Origin of the sequence: Flavobacterium selenitireducens (assembly GCF_014748335.1) — a bacterium.
In the GTDB taxonomy this organism is placed as follows: Bacteria; Bacteroidota; Bacteroidia; order Flavobacteriales; family Flavobacteriaceae; genus Flavobacterium; species Flavobacterium selenitireducens.
In genome coordinates, this window is the sequence record NZ_JAAVIY010000007.1 from 82,520 (window position 1) to 95,901 (window position 13,382).

Genomic DNA, 13,382 nt, shown 5'->3' on the forward strand with positions numbered 1-13,382 from the left:
TGGACTTTGGGATCTGGAATTTGAGATTTCAAAATTGTTATTTTATTAGGATGCTTCTGAATTTCGGGATGTTCTTCAACGCCATTCCCGTACCGCGTACTACGGCGCGAAGCGGATCTTCGGCAATGTAAACCGGAAGATCTGTTTTCAATGAAATCCTTTTGTCGAGCCCGCGCAACATCGATCCGCCCCCGGCAAGGTAAATACCGGTGTTGTAAATATCGGCGGCGAGTTCAGGCGGCGTCTGCGAAAGCGTTTCCATGACGGCGTCTTCGATTCGCTGTATCGATTTGTCGAGTGCTTTTGCGATCTCGCGATAGGAAACGTCTACCTGTTTCGGCTTGCCCGTAAGCAAATCGCGTCCCTGTACCGACATGTCATCCGGTGGCGTTTCGAGATCTTCGATGGCGGCACCGATCGTAATCTTGATTTTTTCGGCAGTGCTTTCCCCTACAAAAAGGTTGTGTTGCGTCCGCATGTAATATACGATGTCGTTCGTGAAGACGTCACCGGCGATCTTTACCGATTTGTCGCACACGATTCCGCCCAAAGCGATAACTGCGATTTCCGTAGTTCCTCCACCTATGTCGACGATCATGTTTCCTTTGGGCTGCATGATGTCGATTCCGATACCGATAGCCGCGGCCATTGGTTCGTGAATCAGGTAGACTTCTTTGCCGTTCACGCGCTCGCAGCTTTCTTTTACTGCACGCATTTCCACTTCTGTAATTCCCGAAGGAATGCAAACGACCATGCGCAGCGCCGGTGTGAACATTCTTTTCTTGAGCGCAGGAATGGATTTGATGAACATCGAGATCATTTTCTCGGATGCGTCGAAATCTGCGATGACGCCGTCTTTCAGCGGGCGGATCGTTTTGATGTTCTCATGCGTTTTACCCTGCATCATGTTCGCCTCTTTCCCGACGGCGATTATTTTCGAGGAAACCCTGTCTCGAGCCACTATGGAAGGACTGTCGATCACGACTTTATCGTTGTGTATGATGAGCGTATTGGCGGTGCCGAGGTCTATCGCGATATCCTCAGTCATGAAATCAAAAAATCCCATACTGAAATTGAAGGGTTTTAGTTATTAGTTGTAGGCTGCAAAGTTATGTAAATTGAACGACTTTGCAGCCCTGTGATTTTTTATTTTGGTTTTAAATCCGATAATTTTAAAACTGTTGGAATCAGTACTTTCCGACAGCCTTTGAAAATCAAAAATTTAAATCGCAGACATCATTTTAGTGCTTGAAATGACGTGTCCCGGTAAACACCATCGCGAGTCCGTTTTCGTTGCAATAATCAATGCTGAGTTCATCCTTGATCGATCCGCCGGGTTGGATGACGGCCGTGATTCCCGCGTTCTTTGCGATCTCCACGCAATCAGGGAATGGGAAGAACGCATCGCTGGCCATGACCGCGCCGTTCAGATCAAAATTAAATGAGTGTGCTTTCTCGATCGCCTGTCTCAAGGCGTCCACGCGTGAGGTCTGGCCTGTTCCGGAAGCGATCAGTTGGCCGTCCTTGGCGAAAACAATCGTATTCGACTTGGTGTTCTTGCAAATTTTGGACGCAAAAATCAGGTCGTCAATCTCTTTCGCTGTCGGAGCCGTAGTGGTAACGGTGCGAAGGCCGTTTTTATTGTCCGTAAGGTTGTTTCTATCCTGTACCAAAACACCGTTCAAAGCCGTACGCACTTGAAGTTGTGGCAATTCGACGTGGTGTTGCACCAAAATAATCCGGTTCTTTTTTTCAGATAATATCGCAATGGCTTCTTCGGAAAACTCCGGGGCGATCACGACTTCGCAAAATAGGGAATTGATCTCGGAAGCCGTTTCCGCATCGATCTTTCCGTTGGCGATCAAAACGCCTCCGAAAGCCGATGTAGGATCGCCCGCCAAAGCGTCGAGATACGCCTGTTTCATTGTCGGACGCGTTGCAAGGCCGCAAGCGTTGTTGTGTTTCAGGATTGCGAAAGTAGGGTCGTTGTCTTTGAATTCGAGGATAAGGTTCACGGCAGCGTCGACGTCAAGTAAATTATTGTAAGACAGTTCTTTGCCGTGTTTTTTGGTAAACATCGCGTCGAAGTTCCCGAAGAAATATCCCTTTTGATGCGGATTCTCACCGTATCTCAAAACCTGTCCGTTGGAATAGGATTGCTTGAAGAACGTATCGTCAGCATTGAAATGGTTAAAAATTGCAGCGTCGTAATGAGACGAAACGTGAAAGGCTTGTGTTGCAAACTGCTTTCTGTCTTCCAAAGACGTCTCTCCATTTTTCTCGTTAAGCAACTCCAGGAACGGCGCGTATTGCTCCATCGAAGGAATGATGACCGTGTCTCTAAAATTTTTGGCAGCCGCACGGATCAACGAAATGCCTCCGATGTCGATTTTTTCGATGATGTCTGCTTCGGATGCACCCGAGGCGACCGTATTTTCAAACGGATACAAATCGACGATCACCAAATCAATTTGCGGAATGTCGAATTCGGTCATTTGCCGGACGTCTCCCTCGTGGTCCTGGCGGTTGAGAATGCCGCCGAAGATTTTCGGATGAAGCGTTTTGACGCGTCCGCCAAGGATCGACGGATAAGACGTTACGTCTTCAACAGCTACGACAGGAATGCCAAGGTTTTTCAGGAATTCTTCGGTTCCGCCGGTAGAGTAGAACGTCACGCCCTGTTCGTGCAATTTTTGTACGATAGGCTCGAGCCCATCTTTTGAAAATACCGAAACTAACGCTGATTTGATGGTCTTGTTTGTGCTCATTTTTAGAAGTTGTGTTTGAGCGTGCAAAAGTACGAAATAAGTCGGAAGTCAAACGATCATTGTGAGATGCGAACCGTGAAATTTCCGCTGCTCAACGCATCACCTGCGCCTTTGTTCGACAGTGCGATGCTAAATCAACGAATCAAGCAACACCAAGTAAATACAGGCAAACAAAAAATTAGGTTTTTGCCCCAAAATTTTCCAATTTTACGCTTCTGAATCCAGGCCGTTTTCTACATTGATTGGAATTTGGAATTTGGGATTCGGGCTTTTCAGATGCTTGTTTACTTCAGACTACTTTCCGAGAGCTTCGGCTTTGCAATGAATGCGCTGCGCAACAACAAACTGCGCACGCTACTGTCGCTATTGGGTGTGACGATCGGGATTTTTTCGATCATTGCAGTCCTGGCAGCGGTTGATTCGCTCGACCGGAAGATCAAGAAGGACCTGAGCAGCCTCGACAAAAATACGATGTACGTACTCAAGGAATCGTTCGGGCCGTCGGAAGTACCGCGGTGGAAGGTAGAGCAGTTCCCGAACGTGACTTACGACGAATACCAGTTCCTCAAATCCTCATTAAACAACGTCGATGAAGTCGGATACCAGATTTTTGTCGGTCCCGAATCTGCAAAATACGACGACAAGACCGTCAGTGCGATCAATATTCTTCCCGTTTCTCACGAATTTGATGAAATCCAGGCCCAGGAATTTGAAAAAGGCCGCTTCTATAACGAATCCGAAGACAATTCTGGCAAGGCGGTAGCGGTGATCGGGCACGACATTGCCAACGGGTTGTTCGGCGACGTCGACCCGATCGACAAACAATTCCGGCTTTACGGGCTTCGTTTTACGGTCATCGGCGTGTTGCCCAAACAAGGCTCGGGCATGTTCGGGAACAGCAATGATACCAGCATCATCATTCCCGTGAATTTTATCCGGAACCGGTTCGGCGACAATAACGATTCCATGATGCCGGTCATTATCATCAAGCCTACGAAAGGTGCCGATATGGATGAACTTAAAGCGGAGCTTGCCCAAAAACTACGCAATTATCGCGGCATGAAAGTAGGGGAGATGGACAACTTTTTCGTAAACGTCCTTTCCGGATTTACCGAAATGCTCGACGCTTTTATCGGCATCCTGAATACCGGCGGTTGGATGATCGCGGGATTTTCGCTTCTCGTAGGCGGCTTTGGGATTGCCAACATTATGTTTGTTTCCGTAAAGGAACGGACTAACCTTATCGGAATCCAAAAATCACTTGGGGCCAAAAACAAGTTCATCCTGTTTCAATTCCTTTTCGAAGCGGTGATTTTGTCGATAATCGGAGGTTTGGTGGGGATTCTTATGGTTTGGGGATTGACGGCGCTGCTTACCAAAATGCTCGAATTCGAGTTTGTGCTTGGGTTCTTCAACATCATGCTTGGCGCTGGGCTATCGGCGGCGATTGGATTGGTTTCGGGTATTATCCCGGCTATTTCGGCGTCGAAATTGGATCCGGTAGAGGCGATCAGGACAGGGATGTGATACGACTTTGCTGTTGGCCGTTCTGTGTTTGCACTGGGAAGCTCGCTTCGCTCGCTATGTTTCAATAGTAAGCAAATTAAATTTTGGGGCTTTTGAGGCTCGCTTTGCTCGCCGTACTTAACAGCTTGAGAAAGTTGAGGGTAGTTAAGCTTTTTGGGCGTATTGCGGCTCGCTTCGCTCGCCACGTTTCGGCAATTAAACTAGTTCAAGTGGGTATTTTGCGGCTCGCTTCCCTCGCCGTTTTTTACAATTAAGAAAGTTAAGGGCAGTTAAGTTTTTGGGCGTTTTTGCGGCTCGCATCGCTCGCCACGTTTCAGAAATTGAACTAATAAAGTGGGTATTTTGCGGCTCGCTTCGCTGGCCTTTCTTTAACAATTAAGAGAGTTAAGGTAGTTAAGCTTTCTTGGACGTTTTGCGGCTCCGCTTCGCTCCGCCGCTGCTGTTCCTATACTATTCGAGCGTAACATTTTTAACTCTCTCAAGGTTTAAAGAGCAACGCATTTTGTAAAAAAAAAACCGTCTCCTAAGAAACGGTTTTAATATTCGGGATCTGTTAGCGAATCGTTTGGTTTAAAATCAAATCCAAATATAAATTCACCTTGTTTTTCAACTCTTTTCTGTGCGTGATGAAATCGAGAAAGCCGTGCTCCAAAACGAATTCAGCGGTTTGAAAACCTTCCGGCAAGTCTTTACCGGTCGTATCTTTGACCACGCGCGGGCCCGCAAAGCCGATCAAAGCGCCCGGCTCTGAAATGTTGATGTCGCCCAACATCGCATAGGAAGCAGTCGTTCCCCCGGTTGTCGGATCAGTACACAACGAGATATAAGGGATTTTGGCGTCGGCGAGTTGCGCCAGTTTTGCAGATGTTTTGGCCAACTGCATAAGCGAATACGCCGCCTCCATCATACGCGCGCCTCCGGACTTGGAAATCATCACGAACGGAATTTTGTTCTTGATCGAATGATCGATTCCGCGCGCAATTTTTTCACCTACGACCGCGCCCATCGAACCTCCGATAAACGCAAAATCCATACAGCAAACCACGAGGTCTTTCCCTTTTGATTTTCCTACTCCGGTGCGAACCGCGTCTTTCAACTTGGTTTTCTCCTGGGCGTCTTTCAAACGGTCGGAATATTTTTTGGTGTCAACGAAGTGAAGCGTATCCTTGGACGTCATGTTTTTGTCGAGTTCCTTGAATTCGTTGTCGTCGAACAAGATCTCGAAATACTCCTTGCTTCCGATCCTTACGTGAAAACCGTCTTCAGGGCTCACATAAAGATTGCGCGCCAGTTCATCTGCATCGACGATCTTTCCGGTAGGTGATTTGTACCAAAGCCCTTTCGGAACGTCTTTTTTATCTTCGGTGGCGGTTTGAATGCCTTTTTCCGTTCTTTTAAACCAAGCCATATTTTTTGTTTAAGGTTTAAAAGTTTAAGGTTTAAGGTCGAGGTTGAACGCATCAACTTTAGACCTTAAACCTCAAACTAAAAATTACAAAGTATTTACGTTGTTCAAATCTGCAAAAGCCGCTTCCAGACGCTTGTTGAACGTCATTTCGCCTTCGCGTATCCATTTGCGTGGATCGTAATATTTCTTGTTTGGAGAATCGTCACCTGTCGGATTCCCGATTTGCGTCTTGAGATAATCGATATTGTCCACCATATAATCGCGGATGCCTTCCGTGAAAGCGAACTGCAGGTCCGTGTCGATGTTCATCTTGATAACGCCATATCCGATCGCTTCCTTGATTTCTTCAGGCGTGGAGCCCGAACCACCGTGGAAAACGAAGTCTACAGGATTTTTTTCAGTATTGTGTTTTTGTTGGATGTATTCCTGTGAATCGCGCAAAATCGTCGGCGTGAGCTTCACGTTTCCAGGCTTGTAGACGCCATGTACGTTTCCGAAAGCTGCAGCGACGGTAAATCGCGGGCTTACTTTAGACAATTCGGTATACGCATAATCGACATCTTCAGGAGTGGAATACAATTCGGAATGATCGACGCCGGAATTGTCAACGCCGTCCTCTTCACCGCCTGTGATGCCCAATTCGATTTCGAGGGTCATGCCCATTTTGGACATTCTCTCGAGATATTGTTTACAGATATCGATGTTTTCCTCCATCGGCTCCTCGCTCAAATCCAGCATGTGGGACGAGAAAAGCGGTTTTCCGGTTTCGGCGAAATGTTTCTCGCTCGCGTCCAAAAGACCGTCGATCCAAGGAAGCAATTTCTTGGCGCAATGGTCGGTGTGCAAAATGACAGTCGCGCCGTAAGCTTCCGCTAAGGCATGGATGTGTTTCGCACCCGCAATCGCACCCGCAATGGCCGCGCTTTGCCCTTCGTTAGGAAAACCTTTTCCGGCGTTGAAAGCCGCGCCTCCGTTAGAAAACTGGATGATTACCGGCGCCTTCAGTTTCGCAGCGACTTCAAGCGTTCCGTTGATGGTGCTCGATCCCGTGACGTTAACTGCCGGAAGGGCGAATCCTTTTTCTTTGGCTAAGCGGAAGATTTCCTGAACTTCGTCCCCGGTTGCCACACCAGGCTTGATATTGTGGGCCATGTCAGTTTGTTTTGAATTAAAGGTTACAAAAATAAGTATTTCTGATTTTAGAAAGGATAGTTGATCCCGATATTTAGCACTGAGTTCGAGAAATTGTACTTGCGGAACCATCGGCTGCCTTCGTACACGGCAGGGTCGTAGGTCTTGAATCCGATGTCGAGCCTTACCACGAAAAAATTGAAGTCGTAGCGCAGTCCGAAACCGGAACCTACGGCGATATCTTCGAGCGACTTCAGGCCTTCGAACGTGTAGCGTGTATCTTCTACGTTGTCGAACGCATTCCAGATGTTTCCGACGTCGACGAAAATCGCGCTGTGCAAATCCCCGAAAAGGTTGAACCGAAATTCTGTCGAGAAGGCCAGTTTCATGTTCGCTTCGTTGAAATCGTTGATTCCTCCTGACGATCCCGGGCCAAGCGAATACGATTGCCAGCCTCGGTTGTCGTTCGAACCTCCACCGAAATAGCTTCGCGAGAACGGAACGCTTTTCGAATTCCCGTACGGAACGGCCAATCCGGCGAAAGCCCGCATCGCCAACACCTTTTTGCGGCGCAGATCCCAATGCTTGATGTATTCGAACTCGCCTTTGAGGTATTGGGAATATTCGATGTCGAATATGGTGTTGTTCCCGTTTTGGTTTTCGAGTTGCTTCGACAAACGCGCGATAAGCGACAGGAAATTCCCCGCCGATTCCACTTTTGTCCGAAACGTATAGAACGTATTGTCCTGCAAATCGGTCTTCGTGGTTTTGGAATAACTGTAATTCGTGGCGAAAATCAGGTTGTTTTCGGTAAGTCGCTTGCGCCGCTCTTCAATACTCCTGACGGTGCGCAAATCCTGGGGCGTCAACGGGATCGCGTCGCTTTCGCCCAAAGCGTCGGTGATGAACTGGTTCGTACCCGAATCGATGGCGAGATTGCCGCTGGTATTGAAATAAGTTGGATTGCTCGTGTCGAGATAATCCTGTGCGATGTCGTTCAGCGCGCCGTAAGAAGACGAATACACGTTGAAATAATTCTCGGGATTGAGGTTCTTGACGTATTGGATGTTGAATAAGTCGAATCGGGACGAATAAAAACGTTTAGGCGACCAGGTGTAACTGAAAGCGCCCGTGAAATTTTCCTTGTCAAGCCCGATGTTGCGCTGTTTGGCATAACCGAGGCTCATCGTCGTAACCGGAATCATGTTCTTCGGGATGATTTTTTCGGTTTTTAACGGGAACACGATGCGCGGGAAACTGAGTTTCATATCGGCTCCGTATTCGGACACGTTGAAAAACGTATCATTAGGGTTGGCCAAATCCTTTGATGAGCCGATGTTTCCGCGCGCGGCGATCTCCAAGGTCTCGGCTCCGTTGAAAACGTTTCGTATCGTGACCGAAGTCGTACCCTGAATCCCGAAATCCTGAATGTTGGAGTGGGTCACGTCGAGGCTGTAGCCGAAGCTGTATTTCTTCCTCGGAACCAGATAAATATTGGCGATAAGCGAATTTCCGATCGAATCCTTTGGATCGACCTCGTACTGTATCGACGGATAATTGAACACGCGAAGGTTGCTCAGGTAGCGCGAAGTGACCGTCGTCCGGATATCTGAAAACAAATTGCCTTTATTGATAAAAACCGCATCGGTAATGGCTTTCGGACGGTATTTGAGTTTATCGGTCGCATACAAATTGAAGCCGTTATACGTCACGCTGTCGTTTTTCGCAGGTTTGATCTTGCTTCCGGTGGCATCTGTGTAGATATTGACTTCGGAAATCCTGTATTGGCGGAACGGCGTCGTCTTCGTCGAATCGTTTTCTCGATATGTGTAATCGTCGATGATCATGTTGCTGTGCGCCTTGTGTCCGGTGTCGACCGTGTCGATGTCGAACTTGACGTAATTCGCCTGGAAATGATAAATACCGTTGTTTCGGTAAAGAGACGTCACGCGCGCCTTCTCCAAATCGAAATCCTGGCCGTTGAATTGTTTCCCGGAAATCAATGCGGATTTGTCTTTCGTGGCCTGGAACATGGAATCGAGAACAGGCGTCGAAATTTGTTGCGTAAGCGAATCGAGCAGGTATGGTTTGCCGGTGTCGACCGTGTACGTGACGCGTGATTTTTTGTAAGCGACGGAATCTATTTTCGAATAAATTTTGGCATTGAAGAAACCTTTGTTGAAATAATGCCCTTTAAGGCGGAGGCGCGACTTCCTGATCGAGGTCGTATCGATGATCACGGGCGCTTCCCCGATGCGTTTCAACATTTGGTGGAAACCGTAATAGTAAAAGGATTTGCCCAATCGGTTGACTTGTTTCTTGGAAAGCAATTTAGCCAGCCGCTCGTATTTTTTTGGGTTCCTGGTGAATTTTGCACGGTAGCTTGAATCCGGGTTCGGGTTGGCCAGGTTGTAGAGATTGAGTCGAAGCCGGTAGCGTAAAAGTTCGGAATTTGGCTTTTGGTGCATCAAATTCTCGAGTTCTTCGGTATTCTGTTTTTTGCCGTTGACGACGAACTCGTTCTTGGTGAGCAGGTTTTTGCTTTTCGGAACGCGTTTCACCGAATTACAACCCGTCAACAGTAATCCGAAAAGGACAATAAACACTATTTTTGCTGGCAGGCTTTTCAAAGGGTAGGCATATTTGACTTCAAAAATACAGATTTATGGTCAGTAAAAACCAAATAAAGCGAATAACGGGGCTTCACCAAAAAAAGTATCGTCAACAGGAAGGATTGTTTCTTGCCGAAGGCGCAAAGGTGATATCGGAATTGCTGGAGTCTGACTTTGAACTCGAGCATCTTTTTGAAACCGAGCCGCTTTTCCCGGAGATCGCCGATGCCCGGAAAACATCCGCTACGGCATCCGACCTCAAAAAAATGACCACGCTTTCGACGGCGAACAATTGCCTGGCCGTTTTTCATATCCCGAATCCGAAACCGATCGACAAAACCGGGATTATCGTGGCGCTCGACGATATTCGCGATCCGGGAAATCTCGGCACGATCGTGCGTCTTTGCGATTGGTTTGGCATTTCTGAAGTCGTCTGTTCCAGGGAAACGGCAGAACTCTACAACCCGAAAGTCGTACAGGCGACGATGGGTTCGCTCACGCGTGTCAACGTTTCCTATCTTGATTTGCCGGAATTTTTGTCTAACGCTGAACTCCCGGTTTTCGGAACGTTCATGGACGGGGACGATATTTACTCGGAAGCGCTTCCCCAAAACGGGATTATCGTGATGGGCAACGAAGCCAACGGGATTTCACGAGAAGTAGAAACGTTGGTAAACAAAAGAATTTCGATCCCGCGGTTCGGCAATCTGCAAAAAACCGAGAGCCTGAACGTGGCCACGGCAACGGCTATCGTGTTGAGTGAGTTCCGGAGGACCCGAAATGGTTGAGTTGCGGTTGCCGGATTTCAGTTGCCGCATCGAGACCGACGCTTGTTACTTCGCCGTTTAAACCGGGGCCGAATCTGAAAGACATGTGATCAAACGATTTTCTCTGATCGAATCGCGGATTAGCGCGATATAAACGGGCGATGGACCATTCGGAGACGCCATTTTTTCGGTTCAGATGTTAATTGTGAAAAATTACAGTTTTTCTGTATCGGATATTACGGCGTTTTGCTGAGCTTAGATATAACATATTTTGAAAATATGTTATATCTGGGAAAACATCCCGCGACTTAGCCCAAAATCCCATCAACTTTCACCTCATGCGCCAAAAAAAAAACTCCGAACTCATCGGAGAATTATCCAAACCGTATGCTGTGCGCGAGCGATACAAATGGTTAGTTTTTTTCGCCCGGTTACGCAATTTAATGGAAGGTAAAATTGATGAACACCGCCCTGGTCTTCATTGACGTTACGTTGCCCGTCCAAGGACTGTTCGGGTCGGCATCCGGAATGATTTCGTTGTCCATGCCGAAAACGCCGCGAATCGAGGGTGAAAACTTGAAATATTCAAAGTAAAGGTCGACGCCAAAGCCAAGTTCGTAGTTGTTCGTCCACTGTTTCATCCGGAAACGCTGTTGAGTGTTGTCGTCCCTCGATTTGAAGTTACTCGAAAGGTTAAGCGTCCGCGATACTCCGCCGGTTAAATAAGGTCGGATATTGCCCGTGCGCATCGAAGAAAACTTGAGCAACAGCGGGAAGTGAATGTATGTCGAGCGCACTTCGCGTTTGGCGTTCAGCGGATCGTCCTCAAACCCTACGAAATTCAAGTCGCGTTGCGTGTAATAAAGTCCTGGCTCAAAACGCAGGTCGATAAATTCGTGAAGTCTTAGGTTTCCGACCAAACCAACATTGAAACCCGTGGTTTTGTCAACCTGGATATCTTGCCCTGGATTTTCATAATCGAACTTGAAGTCGTAAATGTTGAATCCGAGGAAATAGCCCCAATGCACGCGTTGTTTGTCGAAATTCTCGAGGTTGACGATCGGGTCGCGCCCGAACATTTTTGTCGGACCTTGACCGAAACTCTGAATGGCGAAAAGGGCAAAAACTAAGACGATGATCTTCTTCATGCTATTTTTTGAAAGCGACGTAAATGGTGGCGACGCCAAAAGTCTGAGGCAACGCTCGCACGTCTATAAACCCAATTTTACGCAAAATATTGTTTAGTTCTTCGCCGAAAGGGAACACCGACATCGATTCGGACAAATATCCGTAGGCCGACCGGTCTTTCGAGAACAATTTGCCGATTGTAGGCAGTATGAATTTATTGTAGAACGTATAACCTTGTTTGAACGGGAATTTCTTCGGGTTCGACGATTCCAGGATCACGAAAATCCCTCCTGGTTTCAACACCCGCAAAATTTCCGACAAGCCTTTTTCCAACGTCTCGAAATTGCGCACGCCAAAACCGACCGTAACGGCGTCAAAGGAATCGTTCTCAAACGGAAGGTTTTCGGAATCGCCCTGAACCAATTCGATGCGGCCGTTGAGTTTTCTCTCGGCAACTTTTTTGCGTCCGACTTCCAGCATGCCTTCGCTGAGATCAAGGCCTACAATGCGTTTGGCTTTGGTTTCGGACATCAGGATCGCGAGGTCACCGGTTCCCGTTGCAATATCGAGGATGGTTTCGGGATTCGTATCGGAAACCAATTGAAGCACTTTCTTGCGCCACTTGATATCGATCCCGAACGAGATCACGCGGTTCAATCCGTCGTAATTGCCGGAAATGTTGTCGAACATTTGCGTGACCTGCTCTTTTTTCCCGAGAGCGGAATCTTTATATGGCGTAACTTTTTGAGGCTGTTTCATAATCGGGGCAAAGATAGGAAAAGGGTTAGTGTTTGAAGGTCGAAGTTAAAAGTTTAAAGTTTAAGGTTTAAAGTTTGAAGTTTAAGGTTTAAAGTTTAAGGTTTAAAGTTTAAAGTTTAGGATTTGAAGTTTAAAGTTTGAGGTTTAGGTTTGAAGTTTAAGGATTAAAGTTTGAGGTTTGTGCTGGGTCAACTACAGCGGAGGTTTTGGGTGGGCAACTTTGAACTTTAAACTTTAAACAAAAAAACCCGCCTCCCTAAAATCAGGGATATAAAAAATTTCACGCATTAACGGGATTGTGGTAACCGATCGGTATGAAGACCTTTACAAAAAATAATACCGATGGAAAACATGTTATCGAGAACCTTCTTCGCTGAACTTAAATGGATCTGCCTTGCACTGGCCCTTTCATTAGTTCTTGTGGACAGCCTGAATAACGGCTTTCTTTCCTTGTTTTCAGGGATCGAGGCCAATCATACGTTCTTAGGGTTAAATTTGTTTTTGGAAATTTTAGTTTTTTTCGTCCTTAGTATCTTTGTGGTATTTGGTATTAAGGGCTTTCTTGAGAGATTCTCTCAAAAATCCGCGAATGTGATTCTTTTGCTTACGGGCCTTAGTCTCGCCATCGCGGTTTTCATTTTAAGTTATCAGATACTGTTCCAGGAATAGGCGAAGATTTCTCAATAACATTTCCACCGGACAAGAAACATCTGCTCAAGCGGATGTTTTTTTTTGCTATTTCCGAACGTAGGTTTCGTAAGTGAAATCAAAAGCATGTCTTTCGTCCTTAGGATGATGGTCCGATTCCTGAAGGTCCCAATCTGCATCGGAGAAATCCGGGAAATACGCGTCTGCTTCAAGCGAAGTGTGGACGCGTGTCAGTTCTATTTTGTCAGCCAGCGACAGGGCAAGCGCATAAATCTCACCTCCGCCTATCACGTAAATTTCTTCGCTTTTCGGGCAAACCTTGAGCGCTTCTTCCAAACTCCCGACGACGATGCAATTGTCTGCCCGGTAATCCGGCTGTCGCGTAATAATTACATGTACACGGTTGGGAAGCGGCTTGGGAAAACTCTCGAACGTCTTGCGCCCCATTATAATGTAATGTCCCGTCGTGAGCGCCTTGAAGCGTTTAAAATCGTCCGGAAGATGCCACAGCAATTGGTTGTCTTTACCCAAGGCATTGTTTTCGGCGGCAGCGGCGATAAGCGTGATCATAAGGCGATTTTTGTGGTTTAAAGATACGGCATCGGCTCAAAATTGCAAACGCGCATTTATCGGA

10 protein-coding genes are annotated in these 13,382 nt (G+C 47.1%); 2 read left to right on the plus strand and 8 right to left on the minus strand.

Annotation, left to right across the window (positions count from 1 at the left end; all coding sequences use genetic code 11):
* Positions 1 to 37: 37 nt before the first annotated feature.
* Together HC229_RS11610 and purH are read right to left on the minus strand one after the other, a co-directional pair.
* Entirely contained in the window at positions 38 to 1,066 is a 1,029-nt protein-coding gene (locus HC229_RS11610; RefSeq protein ID WP_191020658.1) for a rod shape-determining protein, read from the minus strand.
* A 175-nt stretch (positions 1,067 to 1,241) separates the two neighbouring features.
* Positions 1,242 to 2,768 (minus strand): bifunctional phosphoribosylaminoimidazolecarboxamide formyltransferase/IMP cyclohydrolase, encoded by a 1,527-nt coding sequence (purH, locus tag HC229_RS11615; RefSeq protein WP_191020659.1) that lies wholly within the window; start codon positions 2,766 to 2,768, stop codon positions 1,242 to 1,244.
* A 276-nt stretch (positions 2,769 to 3,044) separates the two neighbouring features.
* Here purH and HC229_RS11620 point away from each other — a divergent pair, with 276 nt between their 5' ends.
* Positions 3,045 to 4,295, plus strand: a complete 1,251-nt coding sequence (locus HC229_RS11620) for an ABC transporter permease (protein WP_191020660.1) — start codon at positions 3,045 to 3,047, stop codon at positions 4,293 to 4,295.
* A gap of 553 nt (positions 4,296 to 4,848) precedes the next feature.
* Here HC229_RS11620 and accD read toward each other — a convergent pair.
* The 3 genes from accD to tamL all read right to left on the minus strand — a co-directional run bounded on the left by accD (position 4,849) and on the right by tamL (position 9,464).
* Positions 4,849 to 5,703 carry an acetyl-CoA carboxylase, carboxyltransferase subunit beta gene (accD, locus tag HC229_RS11625; RefSeq protein ID WP_191020661.1) on the minus strand — a complete coding sequence of 285 codons (855 nt, stop codon included), beginning with the start codon at positions 5,701 to 5,703 and terminating at the stop codon, positions 4,849 to 4,851.
* Positions 5,704 to 5,787: 84 nt separating this feature from the next.
* On the minus strand, positions 5,788 to 6,855 hold the full coding sequence (gene fbaA / locus HC229_RS11630; protein WP_191020662.1) for a class II fructose-bisphosphate aldolase: 1,068 nt from the start codon (positions 6,853 to 6,855) through the stop codon (positions 5,788 to 5,790).
* A 47-nt stretch (positions 6,856 to 6,902) separates the two neighbouring features.
* The gene (gene tamL, locus HC229_RS11635; RefSeq protein WP_191020663.1) at positions 6,903 to 9,464 is read right to left on the minus strand and encodes a translocation and assembly module lipoprotein TamL; all 2,562 of its coding nucleotides are present in this window, start codon (positions 9,462 to 9,464) and stop codon (positions 6,903 to 6,905) included.
* 35 nt (positions 9,465 to 9,499) lie between these two features.
* Between tamL and HC229_RS11640 the strand changes: the two genes are divergently transcribed.
* Complete coding sequence (locus HC229_RS11640; RefSeq protein ID WP_191020664.1) at positions 9,500 to 10,234, plus strand: TrmH family RNA methyltransferase; 735 nt, start codon at positions 9,500 to 9,502, stop codon at positions 10,232 to 10,234.
* A gap of 419 nt (positions 10,235 to 10,653) precedes the next feature.
* Here the strand turns inward: HC229_RS11640 and porT are convergent, their stop codons facing one another.
* From porT to HC229_RS11655, 3 genes are all read right to left on the minus strand, one after another.
* Entirely contained in the window at positions 10,654 to 11,361 is a 708-nt protein-coding gene (gene porT / locus HC229_RS11645; RefSeq protein WP_191020665.1) for a type IX secretion/gliding motility protein PorT/SprT, read from the minus strand.
* Between the two features lies 1 nt (position 11,362).
* Positions 11,363 to 12,100 (minus strand): bifunctional demethylmenaquinone methyltransferase/2-methoxy-6-polyprenyl-1,4-benzoquinol methylase UbiE, encoded by a 738-nt coding sequence (gene ubiE, locus HC229_RS11650; protein ID WP_191020666.1) that lies wholly within the window; start codon positions 12,098 to 12,100, stop codon positions 11,363 to 11,365.
* A gap of 735 nt (positions 12,101 to 12,835) precedes the next feature.
* On the minus strand, positions 12,836 to 13,318 hold the full coding sequence (locus tag HC229_RS11655) for a dihydrofolate reductase (protein ID WP_191020667.1): 483 nt from the start codon (positions 13,316 to 13,318) through the stop codon (positions 12,836 to 12,838).
* Between the last annotated feature and the right edge of the window lie 64 nt (positions 13,319 to 13,382).

Coding starts and splice junctions, on each gene's coding strand:
- HC229_RS11640 (WP_191020664.1), top strand. CDS start 9,500: ATGGTCAGTAAAAACCAAATAAAGCGAATAACGGGGCTTCACCAAAAA.
- ubiE (WP_191020666.1), bottom strand. CDS start 12,100: ATGAAACAGCCTCAAAAAGTTACGCCATATAAAGATTCCGCTCTCGGG.
- porT (WP_191020665.1), bottom strand. CDS start 11,361: ATGAAGAAGATCATCGTCTTAGTTTTTGCCCTTTTCGCCATTCAGAGT.
- HC229_RS11655 (WP_191020667.1), bottom strand. CDS start 13,318: ATGATCACGCTTATCGCCGCTGCCGCCGAAAACAATGCCTTGGGTAAA.
- accD (WP_191020661.1), bottom strand. CDS start 5,703: ATGGCTTGGTTTAAAAGAACGGAAAAAGGCATTCAAACCGCCACCGAA.
- purH (WP_191020659.1), bottom strand. CDS start 2,768: ATGAGCACAAACAAGACCATCAAATCAGCGTTAGTTTCGGTATTTTCA.
- fbaA (WP_191020662.1), bottom strand. CDS start 6,855: ATGGCCCACAATATCAAGCCTGGTGTGGCAACCGGGGACGAAGTTCAG.
- HC229_RS11610 (WP_191020658.1), bottom strand. CDS start 1,066: ATGGGATTTTTTGATTTCATGACTGAGGATATCGCGATAGACCTCGGC.
- HC229_RS11620 (WP_191020660.1), top strand. CDS start 3,045: ATGCTTGTTTACTTCAGACTACTTTCCGAGAGCTTCGGCTTTGCAATG.